The sequence below is a fragment of the Paenibacillus sp. FSL W8-0194 genome, assembly GCF_037969745.1.
Taxonomy (GTDB): Bacteria; Bacillota; Bacilli; order Paenibacillales; family Paenibacillaceae; genus Paenibacillus_AQ; species Paenibacillus_AQ cookii.
In genome coordinates this window covers 1,751,854-1,768,128 of record NZ_CP150205.1, presented here as the reverse complement: position 1 = coordinate 1,768,128, position 16,275 = coordinate 1,751,854, and the positions used below count along the sequence as shown (strand labels likewise).

The window sequence follows — 16,275 nt, the reverse complement described above, 5'->3', positions numbered from 1 at the left end:
ATCCTACCAGACAAGCTTGTTAAAATCGGCAAACTGCTTTAAGCCCTGATCGATTTGCGCGAGAAGTCCCAAGCGGTTGGCCCGGACTTTTTCGTCTTCGGCCATGACCATGACGGAATCGAAGAAATTCGTGATGGCCGGTTTCAGTTCGCCCAAAATGCCCAGCGCCTTGGCCCCGTCCCGCTGTTCAAGAGCGGTGGAGTACGGCTTCTGCACTTGCAGCCAAGCAGCGTGCAGTTCCTTTTCCGCCTCTTCCTGAAGCAAGCTTTCGCTGACCGCAGCCTTAGAGGCTTTCGCGGCGAGATTGCTTACCCGGTTGAAGGACTCGACCGTCGTTTTGAACTCGTCGCCGCCGCCCACGGCGTTCATCAGCGCATCCCCGCGGGACACGATGGACATCACGTCGTCGAATCCTGCGGCAATGACGGCGTCGACGACGTCGTAACGGAGGTTTTCGGACAGCAGCTTTTTCACGCGCAGGCCGAAAAATTCCTCAAGGTCTTTGCGGATTTCGCTGCCCTCGCGTTTCATCTCCCGGAATTGGGCATGAACGTCGATGGCGATGCCGAAAATTTGCGAAAGCGTCAGCGGCATTTGCTTCGCGAGCAGAATTTGAACGATCCCTTGGGATTGGCGGCGCAGGGCGTACGGATCCTGGGATCCCGTCGGGATGATGCCGATCGAGAAGCAGCCCACGATCGTGTCGATTTTATCCGCGATGCTGATGATCGAACCCACCAGGGAAGCAGGCAAATCGTCCGACGCGGAACGCGGCTGGTAATGCTCGAACACCGCTTTGGCGACCGCTTCGTTTTCTCCGGCCTTGCGCGCGTAATCTTCGCCCATAACCCCCTGCAGTTCCGGAAACTCGTATACCATTTGCGTCACGAGGTCGAATTTGCAGATGTCCGCGGCGCGGCTGACGTATTCCTGCTCCGTTCCGGAGATTTGGAGCGCTTCGCCCAGCTGGTCGGCGATTTTGCGAATGCGGCGGACTTTGTCGCCCACCGTGCCGAGCTCCTCATGGAAGACGATGCTTTCCAGCTTGGACAGCGCGTCCTTGATTTCAAGCTTTTGGTCTTCGTCGTAGAAAAACTTCGCATCGGACAGCCGTGCGCGCAGCACCTTTTCGTTCCCTTTGGCAATGACGTCGAGCGAACGGTCGTCGCCGTTGCGCACCGTCACGAAAAACGGCAGCAGCTTGCCCTGTTCGTCAAGCACCGGGAAATAACGCTGATGCTCCCGCATGGACGTGATTAGCACTTCCTGCGGAATGTTCAGGAACGACGGATCGAACGTTCCGAACAATACGGTCGGCGTTTCGACCAGGAAAAGCACTTCCTCGAGCAAATCGTCCTTGATGGCGATTTTCCAGTTTTTCTCCTGCGCGAGTTTTCCGATCTGTTCCAGGATCATGTTTTCGCGTTCCTTCACGTCCACGATGACATGCTGGGAACGGAGGGCTTCCCGGTATTCGGAAGCATCGGAAAGCACGGCTTCGGTTCCGAGGAAACGGTGCCCGCGCGTCACGTTGCCGGATTTTACGCCGGTCACTTCCAAATCGATGACGTCGGAGCCGAACATGGCGACGAGCCAGCGGATCGGGCGGACGAATTTATAATCGTAGCTTCCCCAACGCATGTTTTTCGGGAAGTTCATCGAAGACAAAATGCCAAGCAAACCTTCGGCCAAAATGGATGCCGTATCGACGCCCGTGCTGCTTTTGGTCACGTAGATGTATTCGACGCCGTTCAGTTCCTTAAAGGTAAACTGCTCCGGATCCACGCCTTGCCCGCGTGCGAAACCAAGCGCCGCTTTGCTCCAGTTTCCGTTTTCGTCCTGGGCGATTTTGCGGGAAGGACCCTTGACTTCTTCCTCCACGTCCTCCTGTTTCTCCGCCACGCCATGCACGAGCACCGACAAACGGCGCGGGGTGGCATAAGCCTCTACGGCACCGTGGGACAAACGGGATTGTTCCAGCCATTGAACCGTTTTTTCCTTCAACTGCTCCATTGCGGCCCGCAAAAAGCGCGCAGGCACTTCCTCCAGACCGATTTCAAACAACAGATCCTTAGCCATTACAGGTCGCCTCCTTTCTTCAGCAGCGGGAAGCCGAGCTTCTCGCGTTCCTCCACGTACGTCGCCGCGACCTGGCGGGCCAGGTTGCGCACCCGGGTGATATAGCCTGTTCGCTCGGTAACGCTGATGGCGCCGCGGGCATCGAGAAGGTTAAAGGTGTGCGAGCATTTCAGCACGTAATCGTAAGCCGGGAACACGAGGTTTTGATCCATCGCTTTTTTGGCTTCTTGTTCGTACATGTTGAAAAGGGTAAACAGCATTTTGACGTCGGACACTTCGAACGTGTATTTCGAATGCTCGTATTCCGGCTGATGGAACACATCCCCGTAAGTGATGCCGTCCACCCATTCCAGATCGAACACATTTTCTTTTTCCTGAATGTAGGAAGCGAGGCGTTCCATGCCGTACGTGATTTCGACGGATACCGGATGCGTCTCGATCCCGCCCACCTGCTGGAAGTACGTAAACTGGGTAATTTCCATCCCGTCAAGCCATACTTCCCAGCCAAGGCCGGCGCAGCCGAGCGACGGATTCTCCCAGTTATCCTCGACAAAGCGGATATCATGGTGCAGCGCATCCACGCCCAGCGCCTTCAAGCTTTCCAGGTACAGTTCCTGGATGTTGTCCGGCGAAGGTTTGATGATGACCTGGAACTGGTGGTGCTGGTACAAACGGTTCGGGTTTTCGCCGTAACGTCCGTCGGAAGGACGACGCGAAGGCTCGACGTATGCCACCTTCCACGGTTCAGGTCCCAGCGACCGCAAAAAGGTCATCGGGTTCATCGTGCCGGCGCCTTTTTCCGTGTCGTAAGGGTTCACGATAATGCAATTCTGTGCTGCCCAAAACTGCTGCAGGGTCAAAATCATCTGCTGAAAGTTCATATGAGCCTCTCCTTTACTAATCATGGCATTGCAATGGTTGTCAGCTTGCTTCATCCGCTGCAGGCCATCACCGGGACATCAAAAAGCTCCCGCCCATGCCTGCAAACACAGACATAGGGACGAGAGCTGTCATTCCCGCGGTTCCACCCTACTTGACTGCCGTTCCCGTTACCGGAGAACCGCAATCCACTTTTTAGCCGATTTCATCTCATGCTCCCGGCTGCCTTTCATGAATCCGTTCCACCGGGCTCGCACCGTCCCCGGTTCGCTGCTGGGAATCCGAAATCCACTACTCTTCCGTTCAACGCATGTCAGACAATGAATAGAAACTTTATATATATTACCGGATTCCCAAAGAGAAGTCAACATCGTTACAGTCCGTACTTTTCCATCTGATCCAAAAAGCTTTGCGACTTCAGTTTAAGTCCGAGCTGCATGTCCATAAAAGCGCGCATAACGGCTTTAAGCTCGGCTTTCGTTTCGTCTTTGACGTCGACGTGGCCCAGTCTTCGAAGGTCGAGCCTGGCGAACAGCCGCAGCAGCTTCAAGCTCTTGGGCGACAGGTTCATCGCCGGCGGATCCAGATGCCTGCAGGACCGGCACAATACGCCGCCCAATCTCGGGCTTACGGACGCATGGTCGTCTTCGCTCAAATCCTTGCCGCAAGAAATGCAGGAAAGGAGTTCGGGTCCGTATCCCGCCGTCTGAAGAATTTTCATTTCGTACAGATTGATGATAATTCCGGGATCTTTGCCTTCCTCCAGCGCGTTCAGGCAAGCCTTTAACTGCTGATACCAAAAGCTTCCCGTTTCCTCGTCCTGCAGGACCTTGTCAAGAAGCTCGCAGGCATAGGACGCATACGCCGCCAAAATCAAATCCTGCCTCAGGCCGTGATGCGAGTTCATGATTTCGCCGGAGTTTAGCGTTCCAAGGCCCGTTCCGTTCCTGAAGAAGACGTATTCCGCTTCCGTAAACAGCTGCGTTAAAGCAGCGTGGCGGCTTTTGACCTTTTTGGCCCCGCGGACCAGCACGCCTACTTTGCCCGAGTTTTCGGTGCAAATCGTAATGATTTTGTTCCCTTCGCCGTAGTCCATGCTGCGGATGACGATCCCTTCCACCCTGTATAGCATGCCTCTTCCCCCAGCCATTCCCGGAGCAGCCACAAATCATTCGTTTTCTTCATAATTCCCCGTCTCTTCCGCTGCCGCCATCTCCGGCGCCGCAGCCGCTTCCTCTACCGACATGCCCGCGTATTCCTTATAGAGCAGGTAAGCATCCACATCTCCAGTCATCGCAAAATACTTCCACGAAAAGTCTCGCATTCGTATTCATCCTTTCTTTGGAAATGGCGTCTGCATCTTCAAAAATAGGATGCGGCGAACGAACCGGATCTATGTAAAGCAATTCCTGCCAGATGAGGGCGGTCGCCGCCGGTTAGGCGTCGCGGTGGAAGCCGAGGTCACGAAGAACGCGTTCCTGGTTGCGCCAGTCTTTTTTTACTTTGACCCACAATTCCAAAAATATCTTCGAACCCAGCAAATTTTGAATATCCTGCCGGGCTTGTTTGCCGACTTCTTTGAGCAGGGCGCCTTGCTTCCCGATGATAATGCCTTTTTGGGAATCCCTTTCAACGAAAATGACGGCCGAAATGTATACGACCCCGTTCTCCTGCACGCGCATGTCCTCGATCGTTACCGCAATCGAATGCGGCACTTCCTCGCGGGTCATATGCAGAATTTTTTCGCGGATCAGCTCGGCGCAAACAAATTGCTCCGGATGGTCCGTTACCTGGTCGGCCGGATAATACTGCGGGCCTTCGGGCAAATACTTTTCCACCTGTTCAAGCAGGCGGTTCACGTTGTTGCCGCTCAAAGCCGAAATCGGCACGATTTCCGCAAACTCATGCAGCTTGCTGTATTCGTCGATGATCGGAAGCAGCGCATCTGGCTCGATTTTGTCGATTTTGTTCAGCACGAGAATGACCGGCGTCTTTACGCCCTTCAGCTGTTCGATAATAAACCGGTCCCCGCCGCCCAATCCTTCCGAAACGTCGGCCAGGAATAATACGGCCTCCACTTCCTTCAGCGTATTCAGCGCGGTTTGGTTCATGTAATCGCCAAGCTTCGATTGGCGCTTATGAATGCCGGGCGTATCGAGAAATACGATCTGGGTTTCCTCGGTCGTGTATACCCCGTGGATTTTATTTCGCGTCGTTTGCGGCTTGTCGGACATGATCGCGATTTTTTGTCCGATGACCTGATTCATCAGCGTGGATTTGCCTACGTTCGGCCGGCCGACGATTGCCACAAAGCCGGATTTGAATGCCGGTTTCGCCATATTGACACATGACCTCCTTAAATGATCCTCCCGCATTTCGCGAAAGACCGTCCGGGGCCCTGAATCCGCTAAGGCCGGGACGGACGAACCGAACCCGGCCGCGGAAACGGGCCCCAAAAAAAGAATGCTGCTTATATTACTTCTTGGCACGATCCAGATCCGAAGGACCAAAAGCCCCCGGAAGCAGCTCGCTTACCGTCGTTTCCATCATGTCGCCTTTCAAGTTCCCCAAGATGACTTTCATGTCCGGTTTGCATAGTTCGAGCAGGACCTGCCGGCACACGCCGCAAGGGGAAATCGGCCCTTCGGTATCGCCGACGACGGCAATCGCCTGGAAGCTTCCCGCTTTGTGCCCGTCGGCGATCGCACGGAACAATGCCGTACGTTCCGCGCAGTTGGTAGGCCCGAACGCCGCGTTTTCGACGTTGCAGCCATGGTGGACATGTCCTTCCTGGTCGAGCAGCGCAGCGCCGACGCCAAAATGGGAATACGGCGTATAAGCGTTCATGCGCGCTTTAATCGCTTCTTGCAATAACAATGCTGATTCCATGGATGATCCTCCTTCGAATTCCGAAAAACTATTGATGGGGTTCGCCCCAGCCTAAAAGGCCAATTACCGGATGATAAAACACGATCACCCCGGTGATGGCGGCAAAAACAGCTGCCAGCAGCACTGCGCCGGCAGCCGTATCTTTGGCCGCTTTGGCCAGCGGATGGAGTTCGGGCGATGCCAAATCCACCACCGACTCCAGCGCCGTGTTGACCAGTTCCAGGGCCATGACAAGCGCAATCGCAAACAAAAGCGCGACCCATCTTTCCCACGATACATGCAGCAGCGCCGCCGCCGCTATGACGGCCACGGCCGCCGCCGCATGGATTTTCATGTTGCGCTGCGTCCGCAGCGCGTAAATAATCCCTTGCGCCGCATATCCGAACGCGGCCCAAAACGTCCTTTTCGGCATTAACGCGTAAGCCCCACTTCGGCCAGGACCGCTTCCTGTTTGCCCATCATTTCGGCTTCGCTTTCTTTGTCCTGATGGTCGTAGCCCAGCAGGTGCAGGAATCCGTGAACGAACAGAAATCCGATTTCACGTTCCAGGGAATGTCCATATTCTTCGCTTTGCGCCTGCGCGCGATTCACGGAAATGATAATATCCCCGAGCATTTCGGGCAGATCCGCAAGCTCTTCTCCCTCTTCCAGCTCGTAAACGATGTCCAGCTCTTCGTCCGTATGTTCGTTCATGGCAAAGGAAAGCACGTCCGTGGGGCGGTCGATGCCGCGGTACTCCTTATTCAGTTCATGAATTTGTTGGTCATCGACGAACGTCAGCGCCACTTCGCCTTCCCGGATGCCTTCGGCCTCGCCCGCTTTTTGCAGCAGCAGCTCGAGCGTCGCGATCAGTTCGTCGCCGATTGCAAGCTCCTGCTGCTCGTTCGTCCATGCTAGCTGCAGTCCCATGTTCTAACCGCTCCTTCTCGTTTCTTCAGTCGTTTTGTTCTTTTTGATTTCTTCCGGGTATTCGATCCTGGAATGGAAGATCCCCATGACGCTTTCTTTTAGTGTTTTGGCGATGATGTCCAGTTCCTTCATCGTCAAGTCGCAGTCATTGAATTGGTGATCGTCCAGCCGGCTTTTGATGATTTTTTCGATCATCGATTCCACCTGATCCACGGTCGGGTTCCGCAAGGAACGCACCGCCGCTTCCACGCTGTCGGCAATGCCGATGACGGCCGATTCCTTGGACTGGGCTTTCGGACCGGGATAACGGAAATCCTCCTCGGTAAAATCGGGCTCCTTGCCCTGCTCTTCCGCCAGGCGGAGCGCCTTGTGGTAGAAATACTGGAGGAACGTCGTGCCGTGGTGCTGCTCGGCGATATCCCGGATCGGCTTCGGAATTTTATATTCCTTCAGCATTTCCACCCCGTCCCGCGCATGGGCGATGATAATCGATTTGCTCATTTTCGGGTCCAGGTTATCATGCGGGTTCCCCATATTGTTCTGGTTTTCGATGAAATAACTCGGCCGTTTGGTTTTCCCGATATCGTGGTAATACGAACCCACGCGGCAGAGCAGCCCGTCCGCGCCGATCGCCTCCGCGGCGGCTTCGGACAGATTGCCGACCATCACGCTGTGGTGATAGGTGCCCGGCGTCTCCGTCAGCAGCTTCCGCAGCAGCGGATGGTTGGGGTTGGACAGCTCGACCAGCTTCAGCGCCGACAAAATGCCGAACGTGACTTCGAAAAACGGCATCAGCCCGATCGCCAAAATGGCGGTGAGCAGGCCCCCGGCAAAAGCGAAACCGATCGCGTAAAGCGTCTGGATCTGATTCCATTGGCCGCCGCTTCCGATCACCGTCATGATGAATACCGACAGCGAACCGAACAGGCAGACCATAATGCCGCCCTTGAGCAGCGTGGACCGCTGGCTCGCGCGGTGGATCGAAAAGATGGCCACCACCGATGCGACCAGCGAAAAAAATCCGAAGGTAAAGTCGAACATCTGTCCCTGATGCACGTTCAAAATGACGCTGGCCAAAATGCAGAACAACATCGAGCAAAAATACGCCAGCGTCATGTCCAGCAGCAGCGTCACGAGCGTAGCTCCGATCGCCACGGGCGCGACGTATCCGATGTAAGGCCTTTCCGTGCTTTGCAGGATGCCGGCCAAATGCATGGAGATGACGGTAATAATAAAGATCAGTACAAGCATCAGAAGCTGCGAGTTGTTGTACTTGAATTTGTTCGGGTCCGTCTGCCGGATAAACAGCAGCAAGCCCCCGGACATCAGCAAAGACAGCATGAGCAGCCCCAGCTGAGGCCAATAATTGACTTCGTTTTTAAGCAAACCGTTGTCATCGAGCAGATTGTACAAATCTTCCGTGATCAGCTGCCCTTTCGCGACCAGCACGTCGCCCTGCTTGATGTACACCGGCTGGGTGTTTTCCCTCGCTTGCACCTTGGCTTCCTTGGTCGCTTCCTCATCATAGAATTTGTTCGCCGTGATGGCAAGCTTGGACAGCTCCTGCACGACCTCCCGGGCCGTCCGCTGGTTGAGCGTGCTGGCGCTGACGAGCTCCGCCACTTTCGCGCGGGCCGCCTGCGCCTCGACGACCTGGTCGTTGGTCAGGCGGGATACGATCTCCCGGGCGACGGGTTTCATTTCGGCGATGTCCTGGGAAGTGAGCCGCGGAATTTTGATGAACGTCTCTTCCGGAATTTTATAGCTCTGCTGGTTGGTCACCTTCAGCATTTCATCCAGCAGCTTGTCCGAGTAGTTCGCCGACGACCGGTTGGCATTGACGAAATTTTGAATAAAGTCCTTGGCCCGCTGCGGGATCTCAAGCTTGTAGATGGCGATTTTATCTTCGCGGGATACCTGGTCATCCTGGTTGAGCCGGTCGATCCGATCCAAAATGGACACGACCAGATTTTCGTTCGGCACCGTCACGATCGTATAAATCGGCTGCACGCGTTCCGCTTCCTGCTCCTGCGCCTTCAGCGTCGCCTTATTGTTCGGGATTTGCATCGGCGCCCGGATTTCTTTCTCGCTGCGCGCCCCTACGTGGATGTTGTACCGTTCCGGGAGCAGATTCGGAGCCAGACTGACATAAAACAGCACAGCCAGACATAAAAAGAGAACATAGCGGGTCCCTGCGCTATGTTTCCAGCCGACATGTTTCATTGAGAAAGATTTGCCTGATGACGTTTCTTTCGAAGTCATAAAGATAATCCCCTCTAATCTTGATTTTCTGCAGCTTTGTCGTAAGCAGTGATTATTTTTTGAACGAGAGAGTGACGGACGACATCCTGCTCGGCGAAATGAACGAAGCCGATCTCCTCGATGCCTTCCAGTATATGTTTCGCCTCGATCAGCCCGGATTTTTTGCCCCGCGGCAAGTCGATTTGCGTCACGTCGCCGGTGATGACCATTTTCGAGCCAAAGCCGAGACGGGTCAAAAACATTTTCATTTGTTCAGGGGTCGTGTTCTGGGCTTCGTCCAAAATGATGAAGGAGTCGTCCAGCGTACGGCCGCGCATATACGCGAGCGGCGCGATTTCGATCAGTCCTCTTTCGAGCGCTTTGGCCGTCTGCTCCGGGCCCATCACGTCGTACAGGGCATCATAAAGCGGACGCAAATACGGGTCAACCTTTTCCTGTAAATCCCCCGGCAGAAACCCGAGGCTTTCTCCCGCCTCGACGGCGGGACGCGTGAGCACGATGCGTTTGACGGCGCCTTCCTTCAAAGCGGCAACGGCCAACACGACCGCCAGATAGGTTTTCCCCGTACCGGCAGGCCCGATTCCGAACACGATGTCCCGCTTGCGGATGGTCGTTACATAGTGCTTCTGGCCGATGGTCTTGACCCGGATCGGCTTGCCGCGAAACGTGGTCGTGATTTCTCCCTTGAACAGATCGAGCAGCTGGTCGGCCCGAAAATCCTTGGCAAGGTCGATGGCATAGGCGACGTCCCGTTCCGAAAGGATATAACCGTTCCGGACGAGCTCAAGCAGAACTTCGAACAGATGCTCGACCACCTGCACGTCCCGCAGTTCCCCGCGGATCGTGATTTCCGCCTCCCGGGAGACGATCTGGGCCGGGATCTGCGCTTCGATCATCTTCAAAAACATATCCTGAGGTCCGAAAATGGACAGGCCTTCGCCTGCACTATGCAATGAAATTTGCGCGCTGTGGTTTTTTTCTGACAAATAGCCTCATTCTCCTTGACTTTGAACTATGGGAAGTTCTTCGGCAATCTTTTCTTCCACCTCAAAAAGCACTTTCATATAAACTTTACCATTCTCTCTCTTCTCATGCAAAATTTTTTGGCTGATGATCTGCGAATCGTTGCCGTATTTCGCCAAAATATCGCGAATTGCCGCTTCAAGCCCCAACTTTTTCGCCTCTTCGGGCTGCAGCGTCTCCTGCGTTTCCGTAACCTCCATGACCTTTTCCGTCATCCAACCGATCGGAAGGGCGATGGAACGCCAAGTGAGCGGATCGCGTTCGGTGAGCGTCTCGGATTTCGCAAACGGCTCTTTCCCGTAACCCCACAGCTGGATGGCGCGGTTTCCGAGGACGAGATAACTTTTGTCTTTCCTTTCTCCCGTATATATTTTCCGTTTCTGGACGAGAGGTACCTCCAGCTTATATTCATGCCATACGAGGCCTTTCACTTCGCCTTTGGCTACCACGACCTGCGAACGGGCCACCCCGTCGCCCAAAATGCCGGATATCAGCACTTGTCCTTTTTTGACGCGCGTGTTTTTTTGAACGAGCGGACGCCCCTGCTCGGCATAAATGCTCGTGATCACCGCATCCGACTTGCTCACCAAATGGCGCGGGCTGGCAAGCGGCTCTTTCTCCGGCTTTTCGGCTTCCACTACCTGGATGGTGATCGTCGTTCCTTTTCTTTCCACCCCGATCCAGGACGTTTCAGGCAGCTTGAGGCTGAGCGCGCGCGACAGCTTGTCCGGTTCCTTCAAACGGAAAATCCACTGGTAAGGCCGGACGCCTTCCTCTTTCGCCGCCTTCAAAATATCTTCGGTCGGAATTTTTTCGTTGCCTACCACGTTGATGTTCCATACCAGGGAAGAAAGAACGAACAGCAGCAGGAAAAACGCGCCGATGCCGGCCGCGAAAAATTTACGCTTGTACAGCTTGGCCAAACGGAAAGGCAGACCGATCCGGCGGGCGACATGCATCCTGCAGCCTGTCCGCTTCAGCAAGGGGCGAAGAGCATGAAAATCCCTCAGGAGCAGCTTCATGTCTGCCGTTTGGTTGTTGCTGGCGGGCCGGATATCCCACACGGGAATGCCCGCTTCCGCCAAAGCGTTGATCAAGCGATTGATTCCTTCTCCCCTGACCGTGATCTGTACGCACCCGCGCACGCCGGAAAGTGTAGGTATTTTCATGAGCTCTCCCCCATTCCTGTATATTTTATATTGCGGATGATTCCTTCGATCATGACCTCCTGCGGCAATATCGCCCGGATCATGAGTTCGGCGCCTTCGATTTCGAGCACGCCCTGGTTTAAGGAAAGAATCATTTTGTTCTCCGAAAAATGACGCACGCCCTGGTGATTCTCGACGGTCAACTCCTTGTTTCCAACCAGGGTAATCCGCGGCAGGTCAAGCAACACGTCCTGCGGCAAATCCAGCACTTCATTTGTCCATTTCCGCAGCCTGCGGCTGATCCGGGTCATACGAAGGCTTCCCCCTTCCTGTACTTTACAACTTATGCCCGGTCCGGCCGATTTATGAGAGTTTTCAGGCTGTTTCACGGAAACGGACAAGATTCGTACGCATGCACGAAAAAAGCCTTTTCCGCCCCGGATCCGATTGTTGATCGGATGCCGATAAACAGAAAAGGCTTTTTAAATATAAAAGGTTTAGGCTCGATGCCCCTAAGGTTTACTTGGGCCCGCCATAGGGCCGTTTCGACCGGGGCGGGCCGAGAATTTCGGCCCAGACCACGCCGTTCCGGGCTTCCTTCGCCAGGCGCGAGACCGGCCTCGGCTGTGCCGCCTGCCGGTCTAAAGACGGCGCTGGCTCCGTCTGCTCAATCCGGTCCAGCGAGGCGTTGACCCGATCCAGGTGCATCTGCATGGCCGCATTGGAATCTTCGAGCGTTTCCGGCCGACCGTCCTGCCACATTTCGGACACGCCCTCGCCGGTGTCATAATCCGGGCCGGCCACTGGAGCATCGCCGAACGGCGAAGTCCGGCCGGACGCCTCGGCATGCCTACGTCCCGAAAGGTTCGCGTCGCCTGCGGCAGATCTGCGGGAATCGGCAGCTTCGCCGGCAACGTCAGGGGAGCCCGAAAATCCCCTTGGCTCCTTCCGGGCGTCCCTGTGATCCCTGCCGTTGCCTCCGCCGAACGTCGGCATGCCCCGCGGATTTTGTTTTTGCTTGGATTTGCCGCTTTTGCTTAAAGCGGAGATGACCGCAAATAAGATAATCAGGATCCAATAGAAATTTTCCAAGATCCACATGGATGCATCATTCCCTACTTGTTATTTTGGGAGCCGTTCTGATCTCCCTCGCCCAGCTTGCCGAGCGAGCCTCTCATTTGCGTATCCGCCTCGATATTTTTCAGGTTCATATAATCCATCACGCCGATTTTGCCCGACCGGAGCGCTTCGGCCATCGCCAGCGGAACTTCGGATTCGGATTCGACGACGCGCGCCCTCATCTCGACGACGCGGGCTTTCATTTCCTGCTCCTGCGCAACGGCCATGGCGCGGCGTTCTTCCGCTTTCGCCTGGGCGATGCGCTTATCGGCTTCAGCCTGCTCGGTCTGCAGATAGGCGCCGATGTTTTTGCCTACGTCCACGTCCGCGATATCGATGGACAAGATCTCGAACGCCGTTCCCGCATCCAGCCCCTTGGCAAGCACGGTGCGGGAGATGCTGTCCGGGTTCTCCAGCACGTCCTTATGCGCGTCGCTGGAACCGACGGTCGTTACGATCCCTTCGCCGACGCGGGCAATAATCGTTTCTTCCCCCGCGCCGCCGACGAGGCGGTCGATGTTTGCGCGGACCGTTACCCGCGCTTTAACTTTCACTTCGATGCCGTTTTTCGCCACGGCGGCGACGACCGGCGTTTCGATCACGCGTGGGTTGACGCTCATTTGCACGGCCTGCAGCACGTCGCGGCCCGCCAAATCGATCGCTGCCGCACGGGTGAACTCCAGCGGAATGTTCGCGCGCTGCGCGGCGATCAGGGCGTTGACTACCCGGTCTACGTTACCGCCGGCCAGATAGTGGCTTTCCAATTGATTGATATTCAGCCCAAGCCCCGCTTTCGTTGCTTTGATCAGCGGATTGACGATCCGGCTCGGCGTTACCCGGCGGAGCCTCATGGCTACCAAGGTGATGATGCTGATGCGGACGCCTGCGGCCAAGGCCGAAATCCACAGCGTAAGCGGAAAGAAGCTGAAAAATACGCTTAATACGATGATTACCACGACAGCAATCAGCAGAATCGGGATCAAAGAAGTTGTCATAACATGCAATCCTCCTATTGTTTTTACGGTTATCGGGTATGACACCGTTATTCCCTTGCAGTTACCATGTTACACCATTCATCGCAAGAGAAGGGATTTATTTCGGTTTGACGACAACGCGCGCGCCTTCGACATGAATCACGGTCACGGCGGTATCCGTCGGCACGAACTCCCCTTCCGTCACTACGTCCACCCGTTCGCCGTCGATCAGGACCGTTCCCGCCGGACGCAGCGGCGTGACGCTGACGCCTTCCTTGCCGACCAGAAACTCCCGGGCTTCGGTAGGCACGTATCCCTGCTCTTTGGTCAGGGATTCTTTCAGGATAAAGCGGTTCCAGATGCCGCGCTCTTTGAAGATGAACGCTACGATTACCACGACGATCAAGGCCGCAATGAACGCGATCCCGAGCGATACCATGGCATGGCTCGTGTCGTAGGCGGCCCGGACCACGCCGGCGACCAGGCTGATGGCGCCCAGCACGCCCAAAATGCCGAAGCTTGGTACGAACATTTCCAAGATCATCAAGATCAGGCCCACAATAAAGAGCAGCCACGTTTCATTGCCGGCGAAACCCGCGACGTAATTCCCGAAGAAATACAACACGAAAGCCGCGACTCCGATGATGCCCGGGACGCCGAATCCCGGAACGATCAGTTCGATCACGATGCCGGCGATGCCGAGGAACAGCAAAATCGTCATCACGACGGGATGGGTCAAAAACGCCGCGATTTTTTCGGCCCCCGTACGCTCTACCTGGATCAGGTCATCGTTCGCGTAACCCATCCATGAGACGACTTCCTCCGGCGATGAAGCAATTTTGTCGGCGTATCCGACCTTTAGCGCCTGCTCGCTGGATAATGCGATAATTTCGCCTTTTTCTTTCGTTTCCCCGATCTCCGGCATGTCGACCACCATGTTGATGTCCGCCATGCCTGCCGCGATTTTGGCGTTTCTGCCGCTTGATTCGGCGGCTGCCGCCATCTCCGATTTCCAGGCGGCCACCAGCTTCGGGTCCTCCACCCGTTTGCCCGTGCCATCCACCATCGCGGCGGCCCCGATCATGCTTCCCGGAGACATCGCGATTTTGTCGGCGTTCAAGGCGATGTAACTTCCTGCGGAAGCTGCATTTCCGCGTATGTATGCAACCGTTTCGATTTTGCTTTCGCGGATCATTTTTCCGATGTTTTGCGCTGTCGTAACCAGCCCGCCGGGCGTATTGATATCGAGCACGATCAGCCCCGCGTTCATTTTTTCGGCTTCCTTAAATCCGCGTTTCATGAATTTTTCGAGCCCGGTTTCGATCTTTTGATCCACCGGGATTACGTAAACGGGCGCCATTTTCGCCGTTTCGGCTCCCGCCTGATTCGGAAACGATGCAGCCATTCCCAAAACCAGCATGATCAAAGGAACCAGCCATCTGTGAAACCTGTTCCCGCATTCGGATCGTTCCAACCAATTTCCCCCCTTTCACCATAATTATAATATACTGTCCAGCATATGGTACTTATTACGCAGCAGAAGGCTTAACGTTTCAGTTTATGAACAAAAATGCCCGCCAAACCATGGATTCATAAAGGCTGTTCGCGGATCCGCGGCGCTTTTTCGACCATCGAACGGTCCTTTGCCTCCAAACATGAAAAAACACCCCTTAAAAAAGGGGTGCTTTGCGTTATGTTTTATTGCAGAAATTGCTGAACCACTTGGTTCACAACTTTTCCGTCGGAGCGGCCTTTGACTTTCGGCATTAGCGCGCTCATCACTTTACCCATGTCGGCTTTCGAAGAAGCACCGGTTTCCTGGATGGTCTGCTGTACAATAACTTTTATTTCTTCTTCGGAAAGCTGTGCGGGAAGATACTGACCGATAATCTCAATTTCTGCTTCGACATTTGCTGCAAGATCGTCTCGATCCGCTTTTTTAAATTCTTGGAGGGCATCTTTGCGCTGTTTAATTTCACGACTGAGGATATCAAGCACTTCGTTGTCATCCAAAGTTCTTTTCAAATCTATTTCAAGATTCTTGATCGTTGAACGAACCATTCGAATAGTGGAGAGCTTGAACTTGTCTTTGCTCTTCATCGCTTGTATCATATCTTCGTTCAATCGTTCGCTAAGACTCATGATAGTTCAGTTCCTCCTAAAACTTTCTCTTACGAGCAGCCTCGGACTTTTTCTTGCGCTTTACGCTTGGCTTCTCATAATGCTTGCGTTTCTTCACCTCAGCCAATACACCATCCTTAGCGATGGAACGCTTAAAGCGGCGAAGTGCAGCATCAATAGACTCGTTTTTGCGAACTTTAGTTTCAGACACCAGTTTTCCCTCCCTCCGACCAGACCGTCCAAGAGCAATAACACGGTTCATCAAATTTAATTATAGGTGAAATAGAAATAGGGTGTCAACCTTGACGCCCATTTTTTCAGAAAAACCCTTTCACGCCGCTTTCATCCATCCGCAACCGCAGGCAGCCGGGCATTTCCACCGCAACAAAAAAAAGGCCCGGTCCGGCCGAAGCCGAACCACCATTTGGGGTCAGCCTGCCGGATGGTTCAAGAAACATTCCGTTTAGGCGTGCGAGTCCGAAATCCCTGTCAAAGCGCCCAATTTGGCCCCTCCGAGCAGATGGTAATGGATGTGGTACACCGCTTGTCCGCTGTCCGGCCCGCAGTTGTTGATGAGACGGTAGCCGGTGTCCGCCACGCCGAGCTCCTTGGCGATCTGCTGCGCCGCCTTGTGCATTTCGGCGACCAGCGGAAGGTCTTCCTCCGCCACGTCGTTCATCGTCGCGATATGTTTTTTCGGAATGATGAGCACATGCACGGGCGCCGCGGGTTGAATGTCCTTGAACGCCAAAATTTGTTCGTTTTCAAAAACCTTTTGGGAAGGAATGCTGCCTTCGACGATTTTGCAAAAGAGACAGTCCATCGTTTTTCGCCTCCGATATGTATTGTTTGATTTACTCCTATCATACCGG

General features: G+C 54.6%; 18 protein-coding genes. All 18 read right to left on the bottom strand.

Annotated features, from left to right (window positions below; translation table 11 throughout):
* Positions 1 to 3 precede the first annotated feature (3 nt).
* Positions 4 to 2,079 carry a glycine--tRNA ligase subunit beta gene (gene glyS / locus MKY58_RS07610; protein WP_339324077.1) on the bottom strand — a complete coding sequence of 692 codons (2,076 nt, stop codon included), beginning with the start codon at positions 2,077 to 2,079 and terminating at the stop codon, positions 4 to 6.
* Positions 2,079 to 2,960, bottom strand: coding sequence for a glycine--tRNA ligase subunit alpha (glyQ, locus tag MKY58_RS07605; protein WP_212947205.1), 882 nt, complete (start codon positions 2,958 to 2,960; stop codon positions 2,079 to 2,081). The genes glyS and glyQ overlap by 1 nt, the downstream gene beginning before the upstream one ends.
* Positions 2,961 to 3,331: 371 nt before the next feature.
* Positions 3,332 to 4,090 (bottom strand): DNA repair protein RecO, encoded by a 759-nt coding sequence (recO, locus tag MKY58_RS07600; RefSeq protein WP_339324076.1) that lies wholly within the window; start codon positions 4,088 to 4,090, stop codon positions 3,332 to 3,334.
* Between the two features lie 36 nt (positions 4,091 to 4,126).
* Positions 4,127 to 4,282 carry a YqzL family protein gene (locus MKY58_RS07595; protein WP_212947207.1) on the bottom strand — a complete coding sequence of 52 codons (156 nt, stop codon included), beginning with the start codon at positions 4,280 to 4,282 and terminating at the stop codon, positions 4,127 to 4,129.
* 112 nt (positions 4,283 to 4,394) lie between these two features.
* Complete coding sequence (gene era, locus MKY58_RS07590; RefSeq protein ID WP_339324075.1) at positions 4,395 to 5,297, bottom strand: GTPase Era; 903 nt, start codon at positions 5,295 to 5,297, stop codon at positions 4,395 to 4,397.
* A 136-nt stretch (positions 5,298 to 5,433) separates the two neighbouring features.
* Positions 5,434 to 5,847 carry a cytidine deaminase gene (locus MKY58_RS07585; protein WP_036712313.1) on the bottom strand — a complete coding sequence of 138 codons (414 nt, stop codon included), beginning with the start codon at positions 5,845 to 5,847 and terminating at the stop codon, positions 5,434 to 5,436.
* Between the two features lie 28 nt (positions 5,848 to 5,875).
* Entirely contained in the window at positions 5,876 to 6,259 is a 384-nt protein-coding gene (locus MKY58_RS07580) for a diacylglycerol kinase family protein (protein ID WP_339324074.1), read from the bottom strand.
* Complete coding sequence (gene ybeY, locus MKY58_RS07575; protein WP_036712317.1) at positions 6,259 to 6,756, bottom strand: rRNA maturation RNase YbeY; 498 nt, start codon at positions 6,754 to 6,756, stop codon at positions 6,259 to 6,261. The genes MKY58_RS07580 and ybeY overlap by 1 nt, the downstream gene beginning before the upstream one ends.
* A gap of 3 nt (positions 6,757 to 6,759) precedes the next feature.
* On the bottom strand, positions 6,760 to 9,018 hold the full coding sequence (locus tag MKY58_RS07570; RefSeq protein WP_339324073.1) for an HDIG domain-containing metalloprotein: 2,259 nt from the start codon (positions 9,016 to 9,018) through the stop codon (positions 6,760 to 6,762).
* A 14-nt stretch (positions 9,019 to 9,032) separates the two neighbouring features.
* Positions 9,033 to 10,004 carry a PhoH family protein gene (locus MKY58_RS07565; protein ID WP_339324072.1) on the bottom strand — a complete coding sequence of 324 codons (972 nt, stop codon included), beginning with the start codon at positions 10,002 to 10,004 and terminating at the stop codon, positions 9,033 to 9,035.
* Positions 10,005 to 10,010: 6 nt separating this feature from the next.
* Complete coding sequence (yqfD, locus tag MKY58_RS07560) at positions 10,011 to 11,210, bottom strand: sporulation protein YqfD (RefSeq protein ID WP_339324071.1); 1,200 nt, start codon at positions 11,208 to 11,210, stop codon at positions 10,011 to 10,013.
* Entirely contained in the window at positions 11,207 to 11,500 is a 294-nt protein-coding gene (gene yqfC / locus MKY58_RS07555; RefSeq protein WP_212947212.1) for a sporulation protein YqfC, read from the bottom strand. The genes yqfD and yqfC overlap by 4 nt, the downstream gene beginning before the upstream one ends.
* Before the next feature lie 208 nt (positions 11,501 to 11,708).
* On the bottom strand, positions 11,709 to 12,290 hold the full coding sequence (locus MKY58_RS07550) for a hypothetical protein (protein ID WP_339324070.1): 582 nt from the start codon (positions 12,288 to 12,290) through the stop codon (positions 11,709 to 11,711).
* Positions 12,291 to 12,304: 14 nt separating this feature from the next.
* Positions 12,305 to 13,303, bottom strand: coding sequence for a flotillin-like protein FloA (gene floA, locus MKY58_RS07545; RefSeq protein WP_339324069.1), 999 nt, complete (start codon positions 13,301 to 13,303; stop codon positions 12,305 to 12,307).
* A gap of 97 nt (positions 13,304 to 13,400) precedes the next feature.
* Positions 13,401 to 14,702 carry a nodulation protein NfeD gene (locus MKY58_RS07540; protein WP_339325080.1) on the bottom strand — a complete coding sequence of 434 codons (1,302 nt, stop codon included), beginning with the start codon at positions 14,700 to 14,702 and terminating at the stop codon, positions 13,401 to 13,403.
* 278 nt (positions 14,703 to 14,980) lie between these two features.
* Positions 14,981 to 15,424 carry a GatB/YqeY domain-containing protein gene (locus MKY58_RS07535; RefSeq protein WP_036712327.1) on the bottom strand — a complete coding sequence of 148 codons (444 nt, stop codon included), beginning with the start codon at positions 15,422 to 15,424 and terminating at the stop codon, positions 14,981 to 14,983.
* A gap of 16 nt (positions 15,425 to 15,440) precedes the next feature.
* A complete protein-coding gene (gene rpsU, locus MKY58_RS07530; protein WP_036712328.1) occupies positions 15,441 to 15,614 on the bottom strand; it encodes a 30S ribosomal protein S21 in 174 nt (57 codons plus the stop codon).
* Between the two features lie 252 nt (positions 15,615 to 15,866).
* Complete coding sequence (locus MKY58_RS07525) at positions 15,867 to 16,226, bottom strand: histidine triad nucleotide-binding protein (protein WP_036712330.1); 360 nt, start codon at positions 16,224 to 16,226, stop codon at positions 15,867 to 15,869.
* Positions 16,227 to 16,275: the final 49 nt, after the last annotated feature.

Coding starts and splice junctions, on each gene's coding strand:
- glyS (WP_339324077.1), bottom strand. CDS start 2,079: ATGGCTAAGGATCTGTTGTTTGAAATCGGTCTGGAGGAAGTGCCTGCG.
- glyQ (WP_212947205.1), bottom strand. CDS start 2,960: ATGAACTTTCAGCAGATGATTTTGACCCTGCAGCAGTTTTGGGCAGCA.
- recO (WP_339324076.1), bottom strand. CDS start 4,090: ATGCTATACAGGGTGGAAGGGATCGTCATCCGCAGCATGGACTACGGC.
- MKY58_RS07595 (WP_212947207.1), bottom strand. CDS start 4,282: ATGCGAGACTTTTCGTGGAAGTATTTTGCGATGACTGGAGATGTGGAT.
- era (WP_339324075.1), bottom strand. CDS start 5,297: ATGGCGAAACCGGCATTCAAATCCGGCTTTGTGGCAATCGTCGGCCGG.
- MKY58_RS07585 (WP_036712313.1), bottom strand. CDS start 5,847: ATGGAATCAGCATTGTTATTGCAAGAAGCGATTAAAGCGCGCATGAAC.
- MKY58_RS07580 (WP_339324074.1), bottom strand. CDS start 6,259: ATGCCGAAAAGGACGTTTTGGGCCGCGTTCGGATATGCGGCGCAAGGG.
- ybeY (WP_036712317.1), bottom strand. CDS start 6,756: ATGGGACTGCAGCTAGCATGGACGAACGAGCAGCAGGAGCTTGCAATC.
- MKY58_RS07570 (WP_339324073.1), bottom strand. CDS start 9,018: ATGACTTCGAAAGAAACGTCATCAGGCAAATCTTTCTCAATGAAACAT.
- yqfD (WP_339324071.1), bottom strand. CDS start 11,210: ATGAAAATACCTACACTTTCCGGCGTGCGCGGGTGCGTACAGATCACG.
- yqfC (WP_212947212.1), bottom strand. CDS start 11,500: ATGACCCGGATCAGCCGCAGGCTGCGGAAATGGACAAATGAAGTGCTG.
- MKY58_RS07550 (WP_339324070.1), bottom strand. CDS start 12,290: ATGTGGATCTTGGAAAATTTCTATTGGATCCTGATTATCTTATTTGCG.
- floA (WP_339324069.1), bottom strand. CDS start 13,303: ATGACAACTTCTTTGATCCCGATTCTGCTGATTGCTGTCGTGGTAATC.
- MKY58_RS07540 (WP_339325080.1), bottom strand. CDS start 14,702: ATGCTGGTTTTGGGAATGGCTGCATCGTTTCCGAATCAGGCGGGAGCC.
- MKY58_RS07535 (WP_036712327.1), bottom strand. CDS start 15,424: ATGAGTCTTAGCGAACGATTGAACGAAGATATGATACAAGCGATGAAG.
- MKY58_RS07525 (WP_036712330.1), bottom strand. CDS start 16,226: ATGGACTGTCTCTTTTGCAAAATCGTCGAAGGCAGCATTCCTTCCCAA.